The organism is Effusibacillus consociatus (assembly GCF_042652925.1).
Lineage (GTDB): Bacteria > Bacillota > Bacilli > Tumebacillales > Effusibacillaceae > Effusibacillus > Effusibacillus consociatus.
This window is the reverse complement of the sequence record NZ_JBHSHC010000014.1, coordinates 46,334-73,048: the sequence shown is the minus strand read 5'-3', so window position 1 is coordinate 73,048 and position 26,715 is coordinate 46,334. Positions and strand designations below refer to the sequence as shown.

Below are 26,715 nucleotides of genomic sequence, written 5' to 3'. Positions count from 1 at the left end.
TGCTTCCCTCCTACATTCCCAAGAATGCTTTTTTAACGTGTTCGTTATTGAGTAAGTCCGTTCCGTTTCCTTCAATTGAGATTGATCCATTTTCCAAAACATAGGAACGATCCACGATTTGAAGGGTCTGTCTCACGTTTTGCTCAACAAGCATGATGGTGATTCCGCCCTTGTTGATTTGCTGGATCAATTGAAAAAGCTGCTTCACCAGCAAAGGGGATAAACCAAGGGACGGTTCGTCAAACATCAATAGTTTCGGTCTGCTCATAAGAGCTCGGCCGATTGCCACCATCTGTTGTTCTCCGCCGCTTAAAGTTTTTGCGATTTGGTTTTCTCGTTCCTTTAAACGCGGAAGCAATTCATAGATTTCATCCAATGTTTCCTGGCGGTGTTTTTTCGCTTCCGGAATCGTAGACCCCAGAAGGAGATTCTCTTTCACAGTCATGAGCGGAAACAAACGCCTTCCTTCCGGAACTTGAGCAATTCCGAGACCCACCCGTTCATGTGCCGGAACTGCTGTAATGTCTTGACCCTGAAATTCAACAGATCCACTTGTTAACTTCCGCATACCGGAAATAGAGTTGATCAGCGTTGATTTCCCTGCACCATTACTGCCGACTATACTTACAATTTCCCCTTCGAAAACTTGTAAGCTGGCTCCGCTCAATGCTTGCATGCCACCGTAGTGTACAGATAGATTGTTTACTTTAAGCATGAACTTCACCCCCCAGATATGCTTCGATTACTATTGGATCCTGGGTTACATCTTGCGGGGTTCCCTCTGCAATCTTTTCACCGTACGAGATAACCAATACCCGTTCACAGAGCTGCATAACGGCACGCATGACATGCTCAATCATTAAAATGGTTACACCGGATTCACGAATTTCACGAATGAGTTTTACTGCATCATCGACCTCGCTCGGAGTAAGCCCTGCAAGCACTTCATCCAATAAAAGAAGCTTTGGTTCCGTAGCTAGTGCTTTGGCGATTTCAAGACGTTTTCTGTCAACAATTGTAAGATTTTTTGCAAGAACATCTTTGCGACTGCCTAGTCCTGCTTTTTCGATGACTTCTTCCGCTTTCTCCAACGCGGCTTTGCGGTTATTGGTTCTTGCGAACGCGCCAACCGCCACGTTATAAAGAACCGTCTTATTGCCAAACGGTTTTACAATCTGAAACGTTCTTCCGATCCCCTCATGACAAAGAACGTGAGGCGGTTTGCCTGTAATATCCTTTCCGTTATACACGATGGAACCGCTATCCGGTTTAATGTAGCCGGAAATTTGGTTAAAAAGTGTGGATTTACCCGCCCCATTCGGGCCGATAATTCCATAGATTTGCCCCTCGTTAATGGAAAGTGTCAAATTTTTTGTTACGGTCAGTCCCCCGAATTTTTTATTTAGATCGTTGATTTGCAACAACACGCCCATCGATTACCTTCCGCTCCTTCCTTTTTGACAGAAGATTTTGTAAGGGTTCTAAAATGCCTTTCGGGCAAAACAGTATTATAAGCGCTACGATGGTGCCGTAAATTACAAGATGCAGCCCAGGAATGGAGTCACCCAACGAAACGCGGGTAATTTCTCCGATCGTTGTAAGGAAAAGAGAACCAACAAACGGTCCAAAAACGGTGCCAATGCCACCTACAATGCTTAAGAAAACCATTTGTACCGACATACCGGCACCCGCAATAGTATCAGGAAGAATGTACATGGTAAGCTGACCGAAGTATGTCCCCCCGATGCCTGTGAAGAAGGCGGAGATGGCCGCTGCATAAAGCTTTACACGAGATGTGTTAATTCCAAGAGCTTTTGCGGCATCTTCGTCTTCGCGCAATGCGGTAAGATAGAACCCAAGTTTGGAACGGTCAATGTACCAGGAAACAAATAGAATGATCGCAAGAAATACATAAATGATATAGTAGTACGGTAATTTTTCCACAAATTGAAAATCAAGGAACGTAGCGTCACTTTTGTATGGAACTACAATTCCCTCTGAAGCGCCCAGTTCAATTTTTCCAATATGCTGTACGGTATTTAGGATTGTAAGCAACCCGCCTGAAAACGCAATTGTCGCAATAGCATAATAAGCCCCTTTAAGTTTAAAGGTAGGGACCCCGATTAGGACGGCTACAATTGCGCTGACGATTCCACCTATAATCATCCCGATCCAGGGTGTCAATCCAAGATGAATAAAAAGGAGTGACGAAATGTATCCACCGATCGCCATAAAGGCAGAGTGACCAAAACTTAATTGTCCTGCAAATCCGCCCACAATGTTCCAAGCGGTCGCGAGATAGGCGAAAAGAAAAATGTTGATGCAAGCCAGCAAAATATAATCGTCTTGGACAAAGACTGGTAAAACAAGAAACACTAATGCGGCAATAAGCAGAGGCATAAATCTTTTCATCAGTCTCACTCCTTTTTACCAGTCATGCGGAGATCCAAAGAGTCCGCTTGGACGAATAAATAAGAAAATCAAAAATCCGTAAAGAACGATCATTGGAGACAATGTGTAAGGCACATATAAAGAGGACACCGATTCTACAATCCCAATAAGGAGTCCGCCGATGATGGCCCCCGGAATGCTGCCAAGCCCCCCCAGAACAACTGTCACGAAAGCCATCGTCCCAAATAACGATCCGATAGCCGGGTACAACTGATTGAAGGGAAGTAACGCGACGCCTGCAGCGCCTAATAAAGCCATTCCGACTCCAAATGCAATGCTAAACGTTTTCTCCACAGAAATACCCATTAATTTGGCCGCGTTTCGATCCTGTCCAACCGCACGGATTCTTCGTCCAATTTCGGTCCGATTCATGAAAAGATAGAACAATACGGTAACAATGGCACACAGGAAAAAGGCATACAGTTTTGGCGTGTTGATAATAATGGAGCCCAGTTGAATCGTTTGATCTGAGAAAGATGTTTTCGCTACACGATAATCCGCTTTAAACAGGGCGAGAAACCCATTTTCAATAACAATCGCAATGGCCGCAGTTAATAAAAGAGCGGAGATCGGTTCTCGAACATCTTGCTCCTTGTTTAAGACAGGTTGAATGAGCCATCTATTGGTTACATATCCTATAACAAATATCACCGGAACTACGATCAGCAATGTTAGATAAGGATGAAGACCGAGAAATGTAATCCCGAAATAGGAAATAAACATTGCCATCATCAAAAAGGTTCCATGTCCAAAGTTGATCACGCGCATGATACCGAAAATCAGAGTTAAACCAAGCGCAATCAAACCGTAGACACTGCCCATTAAGATTCCTTGTACAACAGCCTGAAGCAATGGGATGTCCTCCTCTCTTAGGTTAAAGAGGGCGGGTACCCCCGCCCCATTGGTTTATTGAGCTTGATACGGGAAGACGATATTTGCACCTTGACGAGCATCAGATGCCGGGTAAACAGTTACACGCTCGATTTTGCCGTTCACTTTCTGGAATTGCGCAATGACAAGTGACGGATCCGGTAATGTCTGAGTGGAATCAAAATGAATCGTCTTGGTGTATATTACTGTCGGGCCAGATGTAATATTAGAGGCTTTTAACGCATCACGAAGCTTGTCACTATCGGTAGACTTTGCACGCTCCAAAGCGTCTGCGATCGTGTAAATCCCCGCGTATTCCTTGATTTGTTCGCCGGATGGATGAGTTCCAAACTTTTCAACAAACTTCTTGTCAAGCTCTTTGCTTCCCGGTCTGTTAACATCCGGTTCCCAAGCGGAAACGTCAAACCAGTTTAGAGCGTCTTCCCCAGCGTTCTTAAGGAATTGCGGATCTGCCGTACCACCTGAAGTCGAAATGAACGCCTTCGGTTTTACTTGCTGTTGCTTAAATCCTTTTGCCAAGAGAGTAGCATCCTGGACATAGGAAACCATTAAAATAACGTCAGGATTTGCATTTTTTACTTTTGATACAACAGGTGTCAGATCAGCTGCTTTTCGGTCATACGCTTCATTTAGCACGATGTCGTATCCGTTTTTCGGGAGTTCCTCTTTCCAATACTTAGCGACTCCTTGTCCCCAAGATGAGTTTTCGTATACTAAGGCGATCGATTTAATGTCTGACTTTTTCTTCATATCATTCAAAAATTGAATTTGAGTTTTCACGCGCATCGAAGATGTATCCGCAATACGGAAAACATACTTGAGTCCGCGAGAGGTGACCAAATCGTCAGATGGAACACTTGCAAACCAAATTTTCTTTTGCTTTTCCGCTTCTTGGCTTGCAGGTATGGTCATGCCCGATTGGTATGCTCCCGTGATCAACGCAACCTTTTCTTGAGTGATCAAACGGGAAGTTTCCGACTGCGCCACCTGCTGATTTCCTTGGGAGTCTCCCCAAACAACCTGGAGTTTCGCTCCATTCATGCTTTTGATGCCGCCTTTTGCGTTGATCTCGTCGACCGCGAATTGTATTGCTTTTCTGGACTGATCTCCGAGTGGAGCAGCGTCACCGGTTAGTGGAAGAATTGCACCGATTTTAATGTCGTTGGAACCTCCGGAACCTTGGCCGGCAGTCGATTCCTGCTTGCCGCAACCAATTAGACTGACGGATAATAACGAACCTGCAGCCACTAAAGCCAGTGATTTCTTAAAAATTCCTTTCTTCAAGTTAAGAACCCCCTTATTTCTTTTAAAATTTATGTTCAACGACTCATTCTTGAATACGCATTCTGAATACGTATTCAAAATCAGGCCGGAGAAACCTTTGTATGCGCTTTCACCCCTAAGATAAAACAGCGAATGGTTCAACAATCATCTTTTTCGACCGGTTGTTTTACGAATGACAAGTTCAGGTTGAAGTATAATCTGTCTCGGACGATCTGACTCCACACCATGCTCAATCATCTCAATAAGATTTTCCGCCGCTATTTCACCGATCCTAAATTTATGGTGACCTACGCTTGTTAATTGAATTGCATGATGGGAAGCCATACTGATGTCATCGATTCCGGCAAGACTGACATCCTCCGGAATTCGAAGTCCCATTGAAAGTACTGCATCCATACAGGAAAACGCCATTGCGTCCGTTGCGCAAAGAATTGCAGTGGGCGGATTGCTCATATGCATCAACTTCAGGGTGATCTTCCCAACTTCAGACGAACTTGTATCACAAACGTGGAACAAATCCGGTTGAAGTGAAAGTCCCGCCTCTCTCAAGACTTGTTCAAAACCGATTTTACGTTCAAAAAAAGTCGAGATATTAGTTTCCCCTGAGATGTACGCTATTCTTCGATGGCCCAACTCAAGAAGATGGTGCGTAATCATTTCTGCAGCCGAAAAATTGTCAAGTATTACATAGTTGCCACCTTTTCGAGGACGTCTGTTGAACAGCATATAGGGAATTCCTGATCTCTCGATTTCCTCAAACATGGGGTCATCAAGCTTGATCGACGACAACAGAATGCCATCCACCTTATTTCCCCTGATGGAATCGAAAATATCCCGTAATGCCATTGCGCCTTCGAAGTACACCATTGTTTTGTATCCACGGTTTGTGGCCAAATCTACAATTGAGTTCGTTGTTTCCACAAAGAAACCGTTGCTGAGTGTACCTGAAATAAGGGCTATGGTCCGTGTGCTATTCGTTACAAGACTGCGAGCAATCAGATTCGGTTGATAGCCCAGTTCCTCAATAGCACGCAACACCTTGTTTCGTGTATCCGGTTTCACGCTTTCAGGATTATTCAGCACTCGCGAAACAGTCGATTGAGACACACCGGCCATTTTGGCAACGTCTCTTGAAGATATCATGGCCTCTTACCTACTTCCTGCTTTTCATTTTGAATACGTATTCAAAGATTGATTTAAGTATACATTCATAAAAATTTTTTGTCTAGCTTGCAAACACAAACTTTGTGAACTGCCCACCACTTAACCTTCGGTTTGAAGTGGGAGAATTCTTGGCTACATATGTTTAAAAATACGGTTTGATTATTACCGATATCGAACAGTAAGATTAGATAGACTTCAAAGATTCGGCAAGATACGCTTGCAAAAAAGGTGGGGGTTTCCCACCTTTCCCTCGTTTCCATTTGCCTTAATTGCGATTGAACACGACCAGCTTCAACTCGGTCATTTCTTCAATTGCGTATTTCAATCCTTCGCGGCCAAATCCACTTTCCTTGACCCCTCCATATGGCATATGATCCACGCGGAACGTTGGAATGTCGTTGATCATCACGCCGCCGACATGAAGTTTCTCGGCTGCATCCAGTGCCACATGAATATTTTCCGTGTAAATTCCCGCCTGCAGACCATAACGTGAATCATTCACCAACTCAATTGCCTCGTCGATTGTTTTTATTTTATTGATCAAAACGATCAGAGCAAACACTTCTTGGCAGGATACTTTCAGGGTTGGGTCGACATCCAACAGCACTGTCGGCCGGAGAATGTTCCCCTCGACAGTCCCTCCTGCCGCAACTTTTGCACCCTGTTGTTTTGCTTCCTCAATCCAGTCAAGCGAACGTTTCACATCTTTGGGCGAGATTAAGGCAGACAGATCTGTTGCCGGATTGAGCGGATCACCGATCTGCAGTTTATTTGTGGCCTCGACAAATTTTTCAACAAATTCGTCGTATGCTTCTTCGTGAACATAAACACGCTGCAGAGAAATGCAGACCTGGCCTTGGAAGGCAAAAGCCCCGGTTACGCAGCGGGAAATGATTTTGTCGATGTTGACCCCTTTATCGACAATGACGGCAGAGTTAGAGCCAAGCTCCAGTGTAACACGCTTGAGTCCCGCTTTGTTGCGGATTCCGATGCCGACAGTTGGGCTTCCCGTGAAGGTAATGACTTGTACACGGTGATCGGTGACAATTCGCTCCCCTGCAACCGAGCCGCTTCCGGTAACCACATTTAACGCTCCAGCCGGCAAACCGGCTTCCTGCAAGAGTTCTGCAATAAAGAACGACGAAAGAGGAGTCTGAGTGGCCGGCTTTAACACAATCGTGTTTCCGGATGCAATCGCCGGTCCCACTTTGTGGGCGACTAAATTCATCGGAAAATTGAACGGCGTAATGGCACCGACCACTCCAACCGGTTCCCGTACAGTATACGCGACCCGGCCTTCCCCACCCGGAGCTGCATCAAGCGGCAGTGTCTCACCGTGAATTCGCTTTGCTTCTTCCGCCGCAAACTTATAGGTTTGAACCGTTCGCGCCACCTCTCCTTTTGCCGTTGTAATCGGTTTGGCAGCTTCCAATGCAATGATTTGCGCTGCTTCATCCGCACGCTGTTCCAACAAGAGGGCCAATTTTTCCAGGATGCGGGCCCGTTGATGGGCAGGCATTTTCGCCATGATTCCGCGAGCTTGATAAGCCGCTTCGATCGCCTGATTCACTTCCTCTACAGTTGCGACAGGTATTTCAGCAATCGGTTCCCCATTATAGGGTGAATAGAGTGTCTCGTAATTTTTTGCTTCGACCCATTCTCCGTTAATCAATAATCTTTTTTTCATAGGAATTTTTCCTTTCTTTCTACTTGTTCTTATTGAGCACGTCAGCAAAAACGCTCTCGATGACACCAAGGCCTTCTTCCAATTGTTCGTCGGTAATCACTAACGGAGACAGAATTCGAATCACGTTGCCGTACAGCCCCGCCCCCATCACGATCACACCGCGGCGGTTGCATTCTTGAATAATCCGGCCTGTGAGATCTTTATCCGGCTCTTTCGTAATGGGATCTTTCACGACTTCCAGAGCGCACATCGCTCCCAATCCCCGAACATCGCCAATCACCGCATATTTTTGCTGCATTTGCCTGAATCGGGACAGAATTGTTTCTCCAATCGCATTCGCCCGGGCAATCAATCCGTCTTCTTCCATCATTTCGATAACTTTCAATGCCGCCACACATCCAAGCGGACTTCCGCCGTAAGTCCCGCCTATTTCTCCCGGTGCACAACTGTCCATAATCTCGGCCCGTCCTGTCACTGCGCTAATTGGCAAACCGGCTGCAATCGATTTCGACATTGTCATCAAATCCGGAACAACATCAAAATGTTCCATGGCAAACATCTGTCCGGTCCGCCCGAAACCGGTTTGCACTTCATCCGCGATGAAGAGAATGCCATACTTTTCGCAGATTTGCTTCACTCCCTGGACGAATGTTTTCGATGGAACAATGAATCCGCCTTCTCCCTGGATGGGTTCCATAATGATAGCGGCCACTTCTTCTGCAGGAACTTCAGACAGGAAAAAGTCTTCCAGACGACGGAGGATTTCCCGATCCAGCTGTTCAGGTGCCACTCCTTCCGGACTTCTGTAATAATAGGGATATGTCATTTTATAGGTATCCGGAGCAAAAGGACCGAAGCCAAACTTATAGGGCTTTACCTTACTCGTCAGTGACATGGCGAGCAGTGTCCGTCCATGGAATCCTCTCTCAAACGAGATGATCGCTTTTCTCCCTGTATATTTGCGGGCAATCTTTACCGCGTTTTCAACCGCTTCCGCCCCGCTGTTCAAGAAAAATGTTTTCTTTTCATGAGTTCCCGGAGTCATTTGATTCAGTTTTTCCGCCAATTTCACGTAGGGTTCATACATCATGACGTGGAAGCAAGGATGAATATACTTATCAAGCTGCTCCTTCAAGGCCTCAACTACTTTCGGCGGGCAGTGTCCAGCGTTTAAGCTGCCGATTGCCCCGGCGAAATCGATGAACGTATTTCCGTCAACATCGGTAAGAAGCGCCCCTTCTCCCTTCTCCGCAAAAGTCGGAACTGTGTTAAACGGACCGCGTGGTACATTCTTTTCTTTTTTCTCAAGCAGCTCTTGCGCTTTCGGCCCGGGAATCGACGTATTCAGCTGAATAAACTTTTTCGTTGTGCTTTGCATGCAAGAATCCCTCCTGTGGAACAGTGATATGGTGTAACCGTAAGACAGCAATTTGTCTTATATGCTGACTTTTACAAGCAATTATTGTGCCAACTATTGCCGGGCTGGTCCCGTTTCAGAAACGGAAGGATCCGCGTACACCGAATGTTTTTCATTGGGAATCCGAATCAGGTAAATCAATCCAACCACCCACCAACCGGCGATAATAAACCACTCATACGGCCATACCAGCGCCGCCGGCATCCACCAGCCATACCAGCATCTTCCGTCCAAACAGCGGAGCCAGAATGGACAGTACACCGATAAACAGAATCGCATTGGAGGGAGTCTTATACTTCGGATGCATCACGGCAACCCACTTGGGAATCATATTCGAGTCAGCCATCGCGTACAAGATCCGGCTGCCGCCAATCATGAACGCGTTCCAACTGGTCAGGATTCCGCCAATGCCGCCAAGAATCAGGATTTTCGCCGCCAGCGGACTGCCAAAGACAGCCGCCATTGCATCAACCGAAGCAAGTTTCGTATTTTTCAATTCTTCCGCGCCCAAGCTGTGGCCCACACCATAAGTAACTCCAATGTAAAACAAAGCGGCCAGAATTACGGAAAGGATCAAGATATTCCCAATCTGCTTATGGGGAATGTTGATTTCCTCGGCAGCTTGCGGGATCACGTCAAATCCGACAAACAGGAACGGGATCATAACCATAACCGCAAAAATGCCCGACCATCCATCCACCAGCAATGGGGCAGGAGATGGGGTTCCCGAAGTGACCAAGCTTCCGGTGATCAGCAATACCCCGGCCAACCCTAATACGACAGTGCAAATCAACTGGAAGACAGCAGCCGTTTTTACACCGACGTAATTTAACCACGTAATGAAAAATGCGCCCAACATGCCGACTGCCACCCACGACGCATGAACATCCCATCCGGCAACCGTCCACATATGCCCGACCTTATAATTGGGCACAAGGTATTCCAATACGGTCGGCAATGCCACCGCTTCAAAAGCGACAACCGATATATACCCCAAAGCAATTGCCCAAGAAGCGATAAACGACCATCTTAACCCCATCGCCCGGTGGGTATACACGTGTTCGCCGCCCGTTTCCGGCATTGCCGATGTCAACTCGGCATAAGTAAGACCTACAAATAAAACCATAATAGCTCCGATTACAAAGGCAATTAAGGAACCGAGAACTCCGGCCGACTGCACCCAGCCATTGGCCAATACCACCCATCCCCAGCCGATCATGGCCCCAAAGGCCAATACCAATACGTCCAGCCTTCCCAACACTTTGACAAATCCATCCTTTTGGCTCATCTTCTTCGCCCCCTGTCACAGTGATAATTAGTTAAACCAACTTTCAGATAGCGTTTCGCGTGAATCCCCCGTCTGCTGTCTTTTTTAAGCAATTTTTGCGCCAATTTTGTGAACGCGGTTTTTTATAGAATTGCAAGAAATATGCTTTGTTTTTAATTCAAAATTGAATGATCGTTATTCATTTTTGAATGATCGGACAGCCTGGCCAAACAGTTTTTGATAACGCCGGCTCATAGTCGGTTGACTCACTTCTAAAACTTCAGCCGCCTTTGTGATCGTTTTGTATTTTGCAATCGCCATTTCAATTAACTGCAGTTCGGTCAGCTCTACAGCCTGTTCCAGCGGAATAATGGAATTTACCTGCACTGGAGGAAGGCTGACATTTGACTGAACCTGAGATACATTGGCCTTTTGGCTTCCTACGATTGTCGCCAGGTCATTCGCTGTAATCAGTTGGCCGGTTGTCACCACCATCGCTCGCTCGATGGCGTTTTGCAGTTGTCTGACGTTTCCCGGCCAATGGTACGCTTTCAGAATTTCGATGGCGTCTTCGGAAAAATGTTTTTTCAACATAAATTTCTGGTTGAAAAATTGCAAAAAATAGTAGACCAACGATTCCACATCTTCGATCCTTTCCCGTAAAGCCGGAACATACAAAGGAATCACGTGCAAACGGTAAAAAAGATCCTCACGGAATGCTCCACTCCCAACCATCTCTTCCAGGTTTTTGTTGGTAGCCGTGATGATTCGCACGTTGATCGGAATCGGGCGAGTTCCGCCTACTTTGAGAATTTCACGTTCCTGAATCGCCCGCAGCAATTTGACCTGCAGATTCAGCGGCAGCTCGGCCACTTCATCCAAAAACAAGGTTCCATTGTTCGCCAGTTCGAACAACCCTTTTTTTCCTTGGTGAAGCGCACCGGTAAAGGCCCCTTTTTCATATCCAAATAATTCGCTCTCCAACAAGTTTTCCGGGATGGAACCGCAATTGATTTTGACAAAAGGCTGATCCGCCCGCGGACTGAAATGGTGGATGGCGTGGGCAATAAGTTCCTTCCCTACTCCGGACTCTCCGTAAATAGTGACTGTGGACTCTGCCCGGGCAATCCGTTCGACCTCCCACATCAATTGTTTCATGCGATCCGACTGATAAATGATCGGTTTCTCGCCAACCTGGTGATTTTTTCGGAGGCTGTCGATTTCTTTCCGGTATTGTTCGGTCAGCTGCTTTACCTGTTTCAGCTCGCATTCAAGCCGGGTGACTTCCGTGATGTCCCTGGAAGCAATAACGATCCGCTCCACCTGTTTTTTGCGATTAAAAATCGGGTTGCCCACCGCGAGAATTTTTCTGCCAAACCGGTTTTCCTGGATGACCGAGATTTTTCTTTTTTCCTGCAGGACCTTTTGGGTGACCGAAGGCTTAAACCAGCCTTCTTCTACAAGATTCAAAATATTCTGGCCAACCAAGGTAGCCGGATTGACCCCCCACATGTTGTTGGTGCTGCGGTTGGATACACGCAATATTTTCCCTTTCGCATCGACAACCAAAATTTCATCATAAATGGAATCGACGATCGCTTCCAAATCAGTCGTTAAATCCCGCAAGTCCTGAGAAAAGGTTTGTTTTAAACACTCGATTTCCACAGCCCCGCTGTCTAGCCACCCAATAATCTCTTTCTGCTCGTTTTGGATCAATAGGTAAGGAAACAGCAAATCAGATTCTGACAGCATGCGATTTTGACTAATAATTTTAAATTCCTTGCTGAAAGTGATTGGATCGGTCAATTTCTGAGTCTGCAAGAGCAGTGAGTAGCTGTCTGCGATCCCGCTCAGGACTTCCCCTTGTTTGCCAATCAGCAGCCGGGATTTCTGTTTTCGAAGCAGGGCGAGACCTTCTTTCACTGTAAGGGAGTCCTCAACAATAACAAAATCGGTGTTCATGGATTGTATGGTATGCATGGACATCTTCCTTTTTATCTCATCAGTTCGGTCAGCTGCAAAATCTTTTTTTCCCGTTCCCGCCTCGCTTGAATCGCCTGGTCAACAGTAACGGCCAGAAAGCGGGCAATCGAAAGGGGTCTTGATTGAGCGATGATATCCAGATCCGGACTGATCACCGTTCCAATCGTTACAAATCCGCCGCCGGTGGTTGCATCGTTCAGCAGCACGATGATTTCTTCATCGTTCGGGACCATGATCACCCCAATCGGATATACGATATCAACGACATTAAACGAGCTGTTTCCCGCTCCGAAAGGCGGTTCAAAATCTTTCAACGATAAAGTGGCTCCTTTATAACGATACGCCACCCGATTGGACTCGTGGGAAACCTTCCACTCCGTATTGAGAAAAGACTTGACGCCCTGATCGTTGACTCTGTAGCTGGAAAGCCCCATGACCACTCGCAAATCATTGGCATTTTTAAAATGCGGAATAAAATCTGGAGGAATCCGTTTTCCGACCAGTCTAAAAACTCCGGGGAGCGGATCCCCGATCGGAACTTCATCCCCCGCCTCCAGCTTTCGTCCCTGATATCCGCCAAAATGACTGGGAACGTACGTCGATTTGCTTCCCAGAATTTCAGGAACCCGAACTCCGCCGGAAACGCACAGATAGGTTTTGACCCCATTTTTTGAGAGTTTCGCAAAAGATAAAACATCGCCTTCCTGGACTTTGATATTTTCCCACATGGGAATCGGTTCGTTGTTTAAAAACGGCTGAAGGGGCGCACCGGTTATCGCGATCACTGTTTTTTTCTGAAATTCTATTTTTGGACCCAGAAGAGTAATCTCCAATCCGGCATAATCTACCGGATTCCCCAGCAGAAGATTGCCGACCAAAAAGGAGTATTTGTCAGCGGCTCCCGAAGGAGGAACCCCTAAATGGTAGTTACCATTCCGCCCCATATCCTGTACTGTCGTCTGTAATCCGGGCTCTAGAATACGCAGCACCTAAAAAACCTCCATTAATTCCTGAATATACCGCTGTCCTTTCATAAAGTACTCCTCCGCCGAAAATACGATGTCTTTCTTGTGGTAGCAATAGATTCCTTGATTTACTTCCGTCACAATCCGGTTATACTCACTCTCGTCAATCGGTCGGTACTTCCATAGATCACCCGGTCGAGCCAGAAAAAATGTATCCTTCAAATCCGCTAACCTTTGTTCCCGGTGATAGACTGGGACCGCTGACATACCAATTAACTGATAACTTCCAGGACCGGATACCGGATACACAACGGTGAACGCTCCGCCAACCCCAACCGCTTGATTGGGCGTATCGGTTCGGGGACTCAAGTATTTGGGGGTCTGGATAATTTCTTCCCGTGACACACCCAATGGGAATTGCCAAGCCGTTCCCGGCGTAAATCCAACCATGGTGATCAGATAAGGCGTGGACGAATGAGCCTCAATAAATGCCTGTTTATCCGTAAATCCGTTGATTTTCATGACGAACTCAAAGTTTGAAAGGTCTGGAGCCTGATGGCGGCTTTTAAATCTTTCGGAGTACTCCCTCGTGATCGGATCATCATACCAAGTCGGAATTTCCACAATTCGCACCGATAAATTCAGTTCGGAGGGATTGCTTTTGGTAATGTCGATTTCCTTTAAATAATCTACCAAATCATGAGCGGAAATGATTTCAGGATTAAATCGAACCAGATATGAAGCGTTGGAAGGGCAAATTTCAATAATTCCCGGGATATTTCGTCTTCTCAATTCATTCGTGATCGCTAAAGCTTTAAAATTACTTTCCGCACTCATATCACGGGAAATTTCTGCAAAGATGTACTCATCACCCGCAAAATCGAACCGTGTCTCCGGTAATGTAAACACGAAACTTCCCCCTTACTTCATTAACTTATTGATCCGTCGGCTGATTGTCGCCTGACTGACTCCGAGAATTTCGGACACTTTTGTCGCAGTTCCATATTTTTGGAGTCCCAGTTGGATCAACTGCTTTTCCAATTCAGCGACCGCTTCCTTTAAGGGCATCAGCTCAAATACCATCGCTTTCGGCCTTCTTCCTTTCCTTTCTCCGTAGAAGAGGGTTAACACGTCGTCCCGAGTTATAAAATCATTCCGGGTGGTAACGACCATGCGTTCGATAATATTTTGCAGTTCCCGAACATTGCCCGGCCAGTTATAGTTTTCCAACACTTCAAGCGCTTCCCGCGACAGGCTTTTTTCTTTGAGGTAGATACGATTGAATTTCTGCAAAAAATGAACGGATAAAGAAACAATATCCTGGATCCGCTCCCGTAAAGGTGGAATCCGAAGCGGGATTACGTTCAAACGATAATACAGATCCTCGCGAAACCGGTTCTCTTGAACCAGTTCCCACAAATTCCGGTTGGTAGCTGCAATTACCCTGACATCTATAGGGATGGTTTTCACACCGCCCACCCGTACAACTTCTCGTTCCTGCAGGACTCGCAGCAGTTTAACCTGCATGTTTAAGGGAAGTTCGGCAATTTCATCGAGAAAAATGGTTCCCTGGTTCGCCATTTCAAACAGGCCGGGTTTCCCTTTGTGGTCAGCGCCGGTAAAAGCTCCCTTTTCATATCCGAACAATTCGCTTTCGATCAGATTGTCCGGGATTGCTCCACAGTTCACGCGAATAAAAGGCTGATCTTTTCGTTTACTCGATTCATGAATCGCCTGGGCAAACACTTCTTTTCCCACCCCCGACTCCCCATTGAGAAGAACAGTCGAATCGGCGGCCGCAATCCGCCTCATTTCATCAACCAAATCTTCCATCACCCGGGAACGGTAAATGAGGTCTTTTTTCGTTTTCGAGTTTGTTATGAATTCATTCAGTTCCTGTTTATATTCTTCCGACTTCCTCTGAGCCATCTCCAGCTTTTCACGAAGCTGATTGATCTCAGTAATATCTCTTGATATGACAATGATTTTTTGCAGTTTCTCATCGTGAAAAACCGGATTTGCAACAGACCAAATCCTTCGTCCCTGCAATGTTTCCTGAATACAGGTCAGTTTTTTTTGTTGTTTGATGCACAAATCGAAAATGTTCGGCCGGAAGATCCCTTTCTCTTCAAATTCTCGTACATTCTTTCCGATCACCTGCTCAGGCCGTTCCACCATCCAAAAGTCCTGGAGGAACGTGCCCGCCAGCCGGATCACATCCCCTGCCGAATTCACGACCAGAATCTGCTCATTCGAGGATGAATAAATTGCTTGCAAATCTTCATTCAAGTTGCGGACAAATTCCAACTCCTGCACAGCCTCTTCAAACTGTTCGCGCAGAAAGAAAATATGGACGACTCCTGATATTTCCCCATTCGTCAAAAGAGGAGTGAAATTTCCGATAATCTGCTTAAAATTAAGAGAACTGTCGACACTGATGAATTGTTTCCCTGCAAGAACCTGTTCAATATTTTGATTTACCGTCAACAAGGTTTTATAGTTTCGCGAGAGAAGAAATGATTTTGACAATCCTAAAATAGTTTCCGCCATTTCATTGATAAACGTAATTTCCAAATCTGAATTTGTCGTGATAATTCCAATCCCGGCACCGTTGAGAATCCGGTTCATTTGTTCAAAATGAAGCTGATTGATTTTATTGCGGGCTTCCTGCACCGTGCTGAATCCGACTACTTGTCCCGTCTCGTCAACCCCAATCACAGCTGAAATATTGTAATAAAATTCAACCGGGTGACTTTCCGGGACTTTTAAAATATCTCTCTGATACTCGATTTTCTGTTCCAAATCCGGAGAGTTTCGTAATTGTTGCAAAACCGAAGCCAGATTCACATACCCTACAAAGTTTTCATCATCACACACCAAAGCGATTTCCGATTGATATTCATGGAGAGTTGTTATCGCTTCGTGAAGTGTGGAATCCTTATGTACGGTTGCGCCAATGGATTGTAAAATCTCCCTCCAGACAATCATCAATTTCACTCCTCTATCAAATACAGAAAATTGCTCCTAGTGGAATAATACCAGAAATTCGCTTAAAAATATTCATTTTTGAAAACTAATCAAAATCGATATTACGGTTCTTTCATAAATGAAAATCAATCCCCAAAAAGAAAAGGCTGTTGAAGAATCAACAGCCCCCCTGCCTAAATCCCTAATACCTCTTGAATAGAGGAAATTTGAATCTCATTTTCTTTCAACGCTTCTGCAATCGCTTTCGCCAGTTGCGGAGCTCCGGGAGTATCCCCATGAACACATACCGTTTCCGCTTTGATCGATACCTTTTCTCCGGTATGGGCAACCACTTGCCCTTCTTTTATCATTCGAACCACCCGATCCGCCATTTGACGGTAATCCTGGATGGAAGGCCCTTTCCTCGTGAGAACGATCGAACCAGTCGCCGTATGTTCTCGGTCCGAATACACTTCTTTTGCCACGGGGATCCCCATTTTTTGACCCGCTTCTACAACGGCCGAATGGTTCATCGCAAACACAATGGTATTGGAGTCAACTTCGGCAATAGCCTCCAGGATCGCCCTGGCCAATTTTTCATCTTCCATTGCCATCATATACAACGCTCCGTGAGGCTTAACATGCTGAATCTTGAGTCCCAATCCGGTGGCAAATTCACGCAGTGCCCCTACCTGGTAGGTGATATAATCTTTGATTTCAGCCGGGGTACAATTCATATAACGGCGGCCAAACCCCATCAAATCAGGAAAGCCAGGATGAGCCCCGATGGCTACCCCATATTTTTTCGCCAATTCCGCCGTTTTCCGCATGACGTGAGGATCCCCGCCGTGGTAACCGCAAGCGATATTGGCCGATGTGATATATTGCATCATTTCTTCGTCATTTCCCAATTGGTATAAACCAAAACTTTCTCCCATATCGCAATTCAGGTCGACTTTCAACATCGCTGATCATCTTCCTCCCTAATTAGATGTAACTAGCAAATGATCCAGGAAACGAGTTGTATAAATTCCACCTCTGAATTCAGGGTCTTTTAGAATCAACTGCAAGAGCGAAAGATTCGTTTTCAAACCTTCGATATGAATATTTTCCAACGCTTGTTCCATTTTGCGCATCGCATCGTTCCGGCTTACTCCATGCGTGATGATTTTCCCTATCATTGGATCGTAAAAGGGAGAAACAGTGCTTCCCTCAACGACCGCAAAATCCAATCGCACTTCTTCAGCCGGCAGGGTCAGCTTTTGCAGGGTACCCGGAGAAGGGAAGAATGTCTTCGGGTCTTCCGCATACAATCGGCACTCGATCGAATGACCGTTCTTTTGGATATCTTCTTGTTTATAAGGCAATTCTTCTTTGGCCGCTATACGAATTTGCAATTCCACAAGATCCAGGCAGGTTATTTCCTCCGTCACCGGATGTTCTACCTGCAGGCGGGTATTCATCTCCAAGAAATAAAATTCCTTGTTCTCGTCAAAAATGAATTCCATGGTACCTACATTGGTATAACCGATTTGTTTCACTCCCCGCAACGCGGTATCCAATAACTTCCGGCGCGTTTCTTCATCCAAAAATGGCGAAGGGCTTTCTTCCACAACCTTTTGGTTTCGCCTTTGCACGGAACATTCCCTTTCGAACAAATGGATCGCATTCCCATGGTGATCACAGGCAACCTGGACTTCGATATGATGAGGATTGGAAATAAACTTTTCCAAAAAGAGGGTCCCGTCTCCAAAATAGGAACTTGCCCGCTGCATGGTAGAAGCATATATTTTTTTCAATTCTTCGGCATTATGGATCAGTTGCATTCCGATCCCGCCGCCGCCGGCACTCGCTTTCAACATTAACGGATAGCCCAACTGTTCTGCAATCTCAAGCGCCTGTTCCACGGAGTACAATTGGCCATCCCATCCGGGGACAACAGGTACCCCCACTTTGTTCATTTGGCGGCGAGCTTCAATTTTGCTGCCCATTTGTTCAATGATGCTGGCAGCCGGTCCAATAAAGGTAATTCCTTCTTCTTCGCATCTCCGGGCAAACGCGGGATTTTCAGACAAAAAACCGTATCCCGGATGAATCGCCGTCGCACCGGTTTGCTTGGCAGCTTCTATAACCTTGTCAATATCAAGATAGCTTTTTTTCGCCTGAGCCGGTCCTACACATACCGCTTCATCCGCTTCTTCCACGAACGGGGCCTCCACATCCGCTTCCGAATAAATGGCCACCGTTTTGATCCCCAGACGTTTACAGGTACGTATAATGCGACGGGCTATTTCGCCGCGATTGGCAATTAACATTTTCTCAAAACAACTCATCAGGTTTCCTCCATATTTCAACCAGCTTATCCGGCTTTTACAATCGCGATTTCTTGTCCCGCATCCACCACATCTTCGTTCTCTACCACAAAACGTTCCAGCACACCGTCAACTTCGGCTTTGATTTCGTAGAAATTTTTCATTACTTCAATCAATCCAACCGTATCTCCGGCTTTGACAAATTGCCCTTCCTTCACATAGACATCTTGATCCGGACTTGGTGTGCGGTAAAAAACACCGGGAACCGGAGAAAAAATCGATTTTTCTGCAGACATGTGATGCCTCTCCCTTCGTTTATTCAGCTGCGATCGCTGATTTGACCTTTTCGATATTGGATTTGACTTCTTTGCGTGCTGCCAGCGCTTGTTCAAGGGATACCGGTACAAAACGCGCTTTCTCATTGGTCTTGATTTGGGCCATACGATTTAAATCCGCACTGATCACGGTTGCAATGGTGGCATACCCCCCGCCGGTTACCGCATCATTCAACAATGCGATCGGTTCGATGCCGTCCGGTACCTGGATCGAACCGATCGGATATCCCAAATCCACAACATTTGACGGATTGCTTCCCGCACCGAACGGCTGCTCGCGCGGAATAAAATTCAAGCGTTCTCCCTTAAAGCGATACCCCACCCGGTTCGCCTCCGGCGTAACTGTCCAATCTATGGTTAAAAACCGGTTCTTGCTTTCCTCGGTCAACCGATAGCTGCACAATCCCATCAAAACACGAATTTCGTGTGTTTTTGCAAACTGCGGAATCAATTCGAACGGGATTCGGGTACCGGGTTTTACCGATTTGGTTTGCATATTTCCAATTTGCAGCAGATCGCCCGCTTGCAGCGCCCGTCCCTCAAATCCGCCGATCCCGCAGAGTGTGTAAGTCGAACGGGATCCCATTATCAACGGAACGTCAATTCCGCCGGCCACCGCCAGATACACCCTGGCTCCTTGCTTGACAAAATCAAATGATAAGACATCCCCCTTCTTAATCACGAGGGTTTCCCACATTGGAACCGGTTGCCCGTTCACCTTGGGAGGAATTTCACCGCCTGTAATCGCAATCCGTGTATCTTGCTGAAATTCCAGTTCAGGTCCCATGTAGGTGATTTCCAAAGTTGCAGAATTCTCCTCATTCCCGACGAGCAAATTGGCAATCGTGAAAGAGTACTTATCCATCGCTCCGGATGGAGGCATTCCGATTTCGTAATAGCCGATACGTCCAAGATCCTGTACCGTGGTTTGCAGTCCCGGTTTGACAACTTTAATCATGATACAACCTCCCCAAAGCATCCTCCGAAAACTTTTTGGGATTTTCCATCACTTCACCAGGGGTATACGTAATTTCTTTCGTACGGTATTGGAAAGTTCCGTTTTCCACCTGTTTTCGTATCGATTCGAATTCGTCCATCGTGACGCTCCGATAGCGGAAAATGTCCCCTTGACGCGGAAACACCATCGAATCTTTAAAATCAGGAAGTTGTTGATCTTTATCGTAGATCGGTGCCGCCGCCACGCCGAACAATTGATATCCGCCAGCGCCCTGCACGGGATAAATGCAGGCAAACGCTCCGCCAAATCCAAAAGCTCTTTCCGGGGTGTATGTGCGGGGACGGACATATTTCGGCACTTCGATTTGTTGTTCCCGAGGCACCATTTGGAAACAAAAGGGCAACCCCGGGACAAATCCAACCATCGAGACTAAGAATGGATGCATCGTAAGAGCTTGGATAAAGTCCTCTTTTGAACCATATCCATTGATTCGTGCCGCGTACTCCAGATCGGTCGAGTTTGGATCTTGATGTCGATCCCGAAATCTCATCAGGGCTTCGTGAGTCCATGGATCTTCAAATAAGATCGGGACATCGACAATCCGGGAATTAATTTCAATCTCATTCAAATCAGAGACTGATTTTTCCAGTTCCTTCAATTCCTCAATCAATTGGTTGGGAGGGAATATTTCAGGATCAACGCGAACCATATAAGAAGCATTGGCCGGGCAAATATCCACGATTCCGGCCAATTGTTTTTCCCTTAACTTCCTTGCGATCGCCATCCCGCGAAAGTTGGCTTCCAAACTCATGTCCTCTGCCAACTCAACAAAAACAAATTCATCGCCACCATACTCATACCGGATCACTCTCGTTTCACCTCACACAAAATTCTGACTACGGATCCAACAAAAGATAATACAGGATCTTTCATTTGTGATTACAAGCAAAGAACGTGCCAACCAAAAATTGATGAGGGGGCCAGCATAGACCGTATGCCGTATGCTTTTCTAACCGAACCCACATCGGAAGACGGGTAAATGCCTTTCATTTTTGAAAGATAGTTTTTCAGTTTTGCAAAACTCCGGTTCGTTTTTGATGAGTAACTCTTGCATTTCTTTTTGAGGTCGAGTGGACTCAAAGTATTTTCTCTTTTTAAAAAATTGGCATAATATTTGCTTGGTTCAGTAATAGGAATTTCAACTTTGTTCTGTCACTAGGAGGTGGACAACTTATTTGCCCGTTGGCTTCGATATCAATCTTGATTCCTAAAAGGAGGTCAAAAAAGAATGGCGGAAATTCTCACAAACAGTAAACAAGAGAAAAAGGAAGACTACGCATTGGAGAAAGTCCCACCTCATTATCGAATGAACTGGTGGAGCATTACGAACGTGACCTTGGGTGTTGCGACTGCAATGATATTCATGCAAATGGGAAGTTTGATGGCACTTTCCTTCGGCAGCGTGAATGCGTTACTGGCGGAAATCTATGCAACTGTTATGGCGGGAGCTTTAGGAATCGGCATCGCGTATTATGCCGCGAAGTCCGGCTTGAACACAAACTTGATGGCCCGCGGCGGCGGATTCGGCTATATCGGAGCTTCCATAACTTCTTTTATCTACGCCATCAATTTTATTATGTACTGCGCTATTGAAGGGGCGATCATGGCCAGCGCTGTCCATGAGTACTTGCAGGTTGTTCCGGTTTGGGCTCTGATGGTCTTCTTCGGACTCATCGTAATCCCTTTCAACTGGTTTGGCATGAAACAGCTTGATAAACTTCAAAAGTGGTCGCTGCCAATTTTCATTATTCTATTGAGCGCCGGAATCATAGCAGCAGCCAATATGGCACCAGTGTTCAAAGGCAGCATCTGGTCATTCTTGCCGCAAGGAGCCCAAGCTGGTGGAAGCGCCCTTTTAACCTGTATCGGCATTATGAACGGACTCGTGGGGATCATGGCTTTGCTGGTGTCCGACTATGCCCGTTTTATCAAGAAGGAAGAATTTAAGATTGGCGTCTTTGCAGTCGGATTTATCCCGCAGCTTGTGTGCTTTTTCATTATGGGACTAATCGGCATCTGGTTCGGAGTTCGTATGGGGGAGGCGAATCCGGGAGTGTACTTCGTTCATGTGATTGGAGTTGGAGGAGCGCTGTTTACCATTTTGACCCAGCTTCGGATTAATATTACCAATCTGTACAGCGCCTCGCTTTCTCTTTCCAATTTCTTCGAGCATGTGTTCAACTTTAAACCGGGAAGAACATTCTGGGTGGCGTTTACGGCGATTGCAGCGATTGCGGCGATGTTGGCAGGAGCGCTCGATCATTTGGGTCCAATGCTGACTTTCCAAGGGGTATTCTTATTCGCTTGGGCGGCTATCCTGGTAGCCGATGCTGCAGTTGTAAAACGCACTTTAAAAATCGGTCCGCAGTATTTTGAACATCGCAGCGAATACTTGTATCCATGGAATCCCGTTGGGGTAGTATCGCTACTCGTCTCCAGCATCGTCGGTTCGTTGGCCGCGTTCGGCTATATGGGAGTCTTCCTGCAAAATATCGCGGCATTCTTCGCAGCAATCATCGGCTTTGTACTGACGATTGTACTGGCTATCGCAACCAAAGGGAAATATTACGCAAAAGATTCGGCCAACGATATTTCCTATGACGAACTTGTAGCCTAACCCCAATTGTTCGGATACCAACAATCACACCCCTCACGATTCAATCGCGAGGGGTGTTTGTATGTCTGCACGAAACCGATTTTCGCACCATTTTATTTCAAATTTGAAAAATCACTTTTCATTTTTGAAAGAAAACGTGTTGCCAAATTCATTATTTTGAGTGTAATTACTTACTCATGGGACACAAATAAAAGATAAAAAGATACTGGCATGAATATTGCAAAAAATCAGTCATTAGTACAAGTGTAAAGGGGGAATAAAATGTCCAGGTATCGTGTAGCTGTCGATGTTGGGGGAACTTTCACGGATGTTTTTATCTTTAACGAAGAAACGGGTGAAATCTCCGTTACGAAAACACCTTCTACTCCTCACAATCCGGCAAATGGGATTATTAACGGAATCGGGCAATCGGGTATTTCACTGCATGACGTATCGATTTTCTCCCACGGCACCACAGTGGGAACCAACGCATTAATCACGAGGAAATTACCAAAAATGGCATTAATCACAACCAAAGGCTTCCGTGATGTGCATGAAATCCGGAGAGGTACAAAACTGGATCTTTGGGATGCTTACAACGATGTCGCTCAGCCATATATCAAACGGCGGGATCGGCTTGAAGTGGAGGAAAGAGTCGATTACAAAGGAAACATTCTGACACCCCTAAAGGAAGACGACGCCCGAAAAATTGCACACACCCTGAAAAAGCGTGGAGTTGAGTCAATTGCCATCTGTTTCATCAACTCTTATGTGAACGCTGAAAATGAAATCCGAATGAAAAAGATTCTGGAAGAGGAACTGCCAAACGTCTATATCTGCACTTCCTCCGAAACGCTCCCGGAAATCTTTGAACACGAGAGAACCAGCACGACAGTAGTCAATGCGGGACTTGGTCCCGTTGTTGGGAAATACATCAAGGAATTGACTTCGGAACTCCGTTCGAAAGGGTACAAAGGAAACGTACTCGTCCTTCATTCCGGTGGTGGGGTCATGACTTCAAATACAGTCCCGCGTTTTGCCGCCCGCCTCGCAAGTTCCGGGATTGCCGCAGGAGCTATCGCCAGCCGGTATATCGCCCAAATGTGCGGTTTCGAAAATGCGATTGGTCTGGACATGGGTGGGACAAGTACCGATATTTCTCTAACTTATAACGGAGAACTGCGAATTACAAAAGATTGGTACATTGAATATGGCTATCCAATCCGTTTTCCAAGTATCGAACTGATCACTATTGGGGCTGGAGGAGGAAGCTTAGCCTGGATTGATCAAGGAAACTCTATGAGGAACGGTCCGCAAAGCGCCGGTGCCGATCCCGGTCCAGCATGCTATCTTCATGGTGGAACAGAACCCACCAACACAGATGCGAACGTCGTGTTGGGCAGATTGAACACGAAACTGCTGAACGGACAAATGTCTTTGGATAAAGAAGCAGCCGAGACAGCGATCACCGAAAAAATCGCGAAACCATTCAATTTCGCAACGGTGGATGCTGCAAACGCCATTATCAAAGTAGCGAACGCCAACATGTGCGATGCCGTTCGATTGGTTTCCATTCGCCGCGGTTACGATCCGCGAGACTTTGCTCTCGTTGTCTTCGGGGGAGCCGGCGCTTTGCATGGAGCTCATTTGGCCCAGGAATTGGATATTCCCAAGGTGATCGTGCCTCGCTACCCGGGTATCACTTCCGCAATGGGCTGCTTATTAGTGGACATCCGGCATGATATTTCGAAAACATACCTGGTGAATGCTGCTGAAGCAAACGTGGAAGATATCGAAAAAGAATTTGCTTTGATGGAGAAAGAAGCGATTGCACTTTTGGAAGCCGAGGGTACCACGGGAGAAGACATGCAGCTGATTCGTTATATCGACATGAGATATCTGGGACAATGGCGCTCACTCTCAGTACCGGTTTCCCGCCCTCTCAAATCATTAGACGACTTGATCCGTTCCTTCCATCAGGAACATGAGAGAGAATTTTCTTTCTCCAACGTTGACCAAGGCATTGAAATTTATGGTCTCCATGTGGCAGCCATCGGTGTCGTACCGAAACCGAATCTGCCCGAGTGCGTACCGATCGGGAATCTGGAAGACGCTCTGTTGGAAATTCGTGAAGTCTACTTTGAAGAGTCAGGAGGCTTTGTCCTGACCCCGGTCTATGATCGTTCCAAGCTGCCGGCTGAAGCGGAATTTACCGGTCCTGCTATCGTTGAACAGCTCGATTCGACCGTAGTCGTTCCACCGGGGGTACAAGCGAAAGCCGACAGATTCCTCAATATCATTATGACTATTACGAAAAGAGGTGAAACTCATGACTTTGCTGCAAAGACAGAAGTTGGATCCGGTAACATTTGAAGTATTGAAAAATGCTTTCGTCAATCTGGTCGACCAGATGTCTGAGCAAATTCTTCGAACCTGCTACTCTTTCGTAATCTATAACCGCGATTTCAGTTCCTGCCTGTGCGACGCCCAAGGCAATACAGTGATGCAGGGAACACAGGACATTGCAGTCCATGTTGGGACTTTGCATTTGTCGGCAAAGGCGGTCTTGGAAGACTTTACGGAAGATATCTCTCCCGGGGACGTATTTTTAGTGAATGATCCGTATCGCGGCGGTACCCATTTTTGTGATGTGAGGGTAATCCGGCCCGTTTTCTATCAAGGTGAACTGATCGCCCTCATGCAATCAAACGGGCATTGGGCTGATGTGGGCGGATCGACTCCCGGTTCTTTCGATATCAACGCAAAAGAGCATTTCGGAGAGGGAATGCGGATTCCCCCGATCCGAATCTGGGAAAAAGGTGTATTTAAGAAGGATGTCGCCAATTTACTGCTGGCCAATATGCGCCTCTCGAATGAGAGACTCGGGGATTTGAGAGCGCAAGCGGAAGCCACGCGCGTTGGAGAAGATCAGCTTCTCCGCTTAATTGAAAAATACGGCAAGGATGTCGTTGTCACCGCATTTGAAGAAGTGCAGAACTATGTGGAACGAGTTGCCCGTTCCCGAATCGCCTCACTGCCGGATGGAACCTGGGAGGCAATCGATTATATCGACATGGATCCGGCTGTCGGCGAAGGGTTAATTCCGATCCAGGTCAAGATGACGATCTCCGGAGATGAGATCCACTATGACCTGTCAGGAACACATCCTTATATCGGTTGTTTCCTGAACGCCACGTTTGGTTCTGCTTTCTCGGGCATTGTGGCCGGAACCAAAACCTTCTTCCCGGATGTTCCTTTAAATTCAGGATTTTATCGAGTCATCCATGCGAACTTACCCGAAAATACGGTGGTCAATGCTCCCCATCCGGTAGCCGTTACCGGTTTTTGCTCCGGTGCCTACGAAAAAATCATGAATGCGATTTTTGAACTTTGGTCACACGTGATGCCGGAACGGGCACTCGCCTGCTGTTTTAATCTCGAGTATCTTTTAATCGGCGGATGGGACCGACGGGAAGGATATCAGAATTACTTCATGTGGTATGATTGGATGGCTGGCGGCCACGGCGGCCGAAGCGGAACAGACGGGGCCAATGCAATGTCTCCCCTGTTCGGCCTCGGATTAAGCATCCAGCCAATCGAAGGACAAGAACGATTGACTCCGGTCGTGACAAGTAAACACCAAATTCTGATTGATTCGGGAGGCCCGGGAAAATTCCGTGGCGGATGCGGTGTGGAAAAAGGTGGATTCCTCACTCAAATGGATCGTTCCGTCATGTCCTATTGCTGTGACCGTTCCCGTTCGGTCACTTGGGGATTGTTTGGAGGTTTACCGTCCAATCCGCACGGGGCATGGTTAAATCAGGGAACCGAAAATCAACGGTTTCTCGGAACCGTATTTTCGAATGTTCCGGTTGAGGAAGGAGATTCCTTCATTCGTCCTTCCGCAGGCGGCGGCGGACTTGGTGATCCTCTTGAGCGCGATCCGTACTTGGTGCTGGAAGATGTCATTGACGGCTATGTATCGATTGAAAGGGCCCGTAAAGATTATGGCGTTGTGATCCGCTGCAGGGATGAGGAAACTCTGCAATATGAACTGGACGATGACAAAACGCTTCAGGAAAGACAGTATATCCGGGAAAACCGGCGGCAATGGATGTCTGAGGATCCGGAGACAGTGATTGAAAAATATCGCAAGGGTGAAATTGATGAACTCGACGTCCTGCGCCGGTATGGGGTGATCATCGATCGTCAAACAAACAGTTTGCTCCCCAAAACAACGGTACAGTATCGAAACATGCTGCAAAAGAGAACTGTAGCGTATTGGTCGTAGAAGGAACTTCAAAACCGATTGCGAAGTAATGGGAAGTCTTTGATTGGAAAGTAGAGAAGCCCTGAACTTTCGTGTTCAGGGTTTCTT

At 46.5% G+C, this 26,715-nt stretch carries 21 protein-coding genes; 3 read left to right on the top strand and 18 right to left on the bottom strand.

The features are described 5' to 3' along the window. Positions 1–10: 10 nt before the first annotated feature. The 18 genes from ACFO8Q_RS02185 to ACFO8Q_RS02100 form a co-directional block, all read right to left on the bottom strand. Entirely contained in the window at positions 11–715 is a 705-nt protein-coding gene (locus tag ACFO8Q_RS02185) for an ABC transporter ATP-binding protein (RefSeq protein ID WP_380023976.1), read from the bottom strand. Further along, positions 708–1,433: an ABC transporter ATP-binding protein gene (locus ACFO8Q_RS02180; protein WP_380023974.1), complete on the bottom strand. Its 726-nt coding sequence runs from the start codon at positions 1,431–1,433 to the stop codon at positions 708–710. Before ACFO8Q_RS02180 ends, ACFO8Q_RS02185 begins: the two co-directional genes overlap by 8 nt. After that, positions 1,399–2,412, bottom strand: coding sequence for a branched-chain amino acid ABC transporter permease (locus tag ACFO8Q_RS02175; RefSeq protein ID WP_380023973.1), 1,014 nt, complete (start codon positions 2,410–2,412; stop codon positions 1,399–1,401). Before ACFO8Q_RS02175 ends, ACFO8Q_RS02180 begins: the two co-directional genes overlap by 35 nt. 15 nt (positions 2,413–2,427) lie before the next feature. Beyond that, a complete protein-coding gene (locus tag ACFO8Q_RS02170; protein WP_380023971.1) occupies positions 2,428–3,303 on the bottom strand; it encodes a branched-chain amino acid ABC transporter permease in 876 nt (291 codons plus the stop codon). 54 nt (positions 3,304–3,357) lie between these two features. Next, on the bottom strand, positions 3,358–4,626 hold the full coding sequence (locus ACFO8Q_RS02165) for an ABC transporter substrate-binding protein (protein WP_380023968.1): 1,269 nt from the start codon (positions 4,624–4,626) through the stop codon (positions 3,358–3,360). A gap of 144 nt (positions 4,627–4,770) precedes the next feature. Beyond that, a complete protein-coding gene (locus ACFO8Q_RS02160) occupies positions 4,771–5,769 on the bottom strand; it encodes a LacI family DNA-binding transcriptional regulator (RefSeq protein WP_380023967.1) in 999 nt (332 codons plus the stop codon). Positions 5,770–6,055: 286 nt separating this feature from the next. Next, positions 6,056–7,477 (bottom strand): aldehyde dehydrogenase family protein, encoded by a 1,422-nt coding sequence (locus ACFO8Q_RS02155; RefSeq protein WP_380023966.1) that lies wholly within the window; start codon positions 7,475–7,477, stop codon positions 6,056–6,058. Between the two features lie 19 nt (positions 7,478–7,496). Beyond that, the gene (gabT, locus tag ACFO8Q_RS02150) at positions 7,497–8,855 is read right to left on the bottom strand and encodes a 4-aminobutyrate--2-oxoglutarate transaminase (RefSeq protein WP_380023964.1); all 1,359 of its coding nucleotides are present in this window, start codon (positions 8,853–8,855) and stop codon (positions 7,497–7,499) included. A 214-nt stretch (positions 8,856–9,069) separates the two neighbouring features. After that, on the bottom strand, positions 9,070–10,182 hold the full coding sequence (locus tag ACFO8Q_RS02145) for an APC family permease (RefSeq protein ID WP_380023962.1): 1,113 nt from the start codon (positions 10,180–10,182) through the stop codon (positions 9,070–9,072). 174 nt (positions 10,183–10,356) lie between these two features. Continuing rightward, positions 10,357–12,141, bottom strand: coding sequence for a sigma-54 interaction domain-containing protein (locus tag ACFO8Q_RS02140; RefSeq protein ID WP_380023960.1), 1,785 nt, complete (start codon positions 12,139–12,141; stop codon positions 10,357–10,359). A 14-nt stretch (positions 12,142–12,155) separates the two neighbouring features. Continuing rightward, on the bottom strand, positions 12,156–13,133 hold the full coding sequence (locus tag ACFO8Q_RS02135) for a 5-oxoprolinase subunit C family protein (protein WP_380023959.1): 978 nt from the start codon (positions 13,131–13,133) through the stop codon (positions 12,156–12,158). After that, positions 13,134–14,018: a 5-oxoprolinase subunit B family protein gene (locus ACFO8Q_RS02130; protein WP_380023957.1), complete on the bottom strand. Its 885-nt coding sequence runs from the start codon at positions 14,016–14,018 to the stop codon at positions 13,134–13,136. A gap of 12 nt (positions 14,019–14,030) precedes the next feature. Continuing rightward, positions 14,031–16,097 (bottom strand): sigma 54-interacting transcriptional regulator, encoded by a 2,067-nt coding sequence (locus ACFO8Q_RS02125; RefSeq protein ID WP_380023955.1) that lies wholly within the window; start codon positions 16,095–16,097, stop codon positions 14,031–14,033. A 173-nt stretch (positions 16,098–16,270) separates the two neighbouring features. Then, positions 16,271–17,041, bottom strand: a complete 771-nt coding sequence (locus tag ACFO8Q_RS02120; protein ID WP_380023953.1) for a LamB/YcsF family protein — start codon at positions 17,039–17,041, stop codon at positions 16,271–16,273. Between the two features lie 18 nt (positions 17,042–17,059). Beyond that, a complete protein-coding gene (locus ACFO8Q_RS02115; RefSeq protein WP_380023950.1) occupies positions 17,060–18,409 on the bottom strand; it encodes an acetyl-CoA carboxylase biotin carboxylase subunit in 1,350 nt (449 codons plus the stop codon). Between the two features lie 26 nt (positions 18,410–18,435). Further along, positions 18,436–18,684 (bottom strand): acetyl-CoA carboxylase, encoded by a 249-nt coding sequence (locus ACFO8Q_RS02110; RefSeq protein ID WP_380023948.1) that lies wholly within the window; start codon positions 18,682–18,684, stop codon positions 18,436–18,438. Between the two features lie 19 nt (positions 18,685–18,703). After that, positions 18,704–19,681, bottom strand: coding sequence for a 5-oxoprolinase subunit C family protein (locus ACFO8Q_RS02105; protein ID WP_380023947.1), 978 nt, complete (start codon positions 19,679–19,681; stop codon positions 18,704–18,706). Beyond that, on the bottom strand, positions 19,674–20,549 hold the full coding sequence (locus ACFO8Q_RS02100) for a 5-oxoprolinase subunit B family protein (RefSeq protein ID WP_380023945.1): 876 nt from the start codon (positions 20,547–20,549) through the stop codon (positions 19,674–19,676). Before ACFO8Q_RS02100 ends, ACFO8Q_RS02105 begins: the two co-directional genes overlap by 8 nt. A 420-nt stretch (positions 20,550–20,969) precedes the next feature. Here ACFO8Q_RS02100 and ACFO8Q_RS02095 point away from each other — a divergent pair, with 420 nt between their 5' ends. From ACFO8Q_RS02095 to ACFO8Q_RS02085, 3 genes are all read left to right on the top strand, one after another. Continuing rightward, on the top strand, positions 20,970–22,358 hold the full coding sequence (locus ACFO8Q_RS02095; protein WP_380023944.1) for a purine-cytosine permease family protein: 1,389 nt from the start codon (positions 20,970–20,972) through the stop codon (positions 22,356–22,358). Positions 22,359–22,619: 261 nt separating this feature from the next. Next, positions 22,620–24,710, top strand: coding sequence for a hydantoinase/oxoprolinase family protein (locus ACFO8Q_RS02090; protein ID WP_380023943.1), 2,091 nt, complete (start codon positions 22,620–22,622; stop codon positions 24,708–24,710). Continuing rightward, positions 24,667–26,628, top strand: coding sequence for a hydantoinase B/oxoprolinase family protein (locus ACFO8Q_RS02085; protein WP_380023942.1), 1,962 nt, complete (start codon positions 24,667–24,669; stop codon positions 26,626–26,628). The genes ACFO8Q_RS02090 and ACFO8Q_RS02085 overlap by 44 nt, the downstream gene beginning before the upstream one ends. Positions 26,629–26,715: the final 87 nt, after the last annotated feature.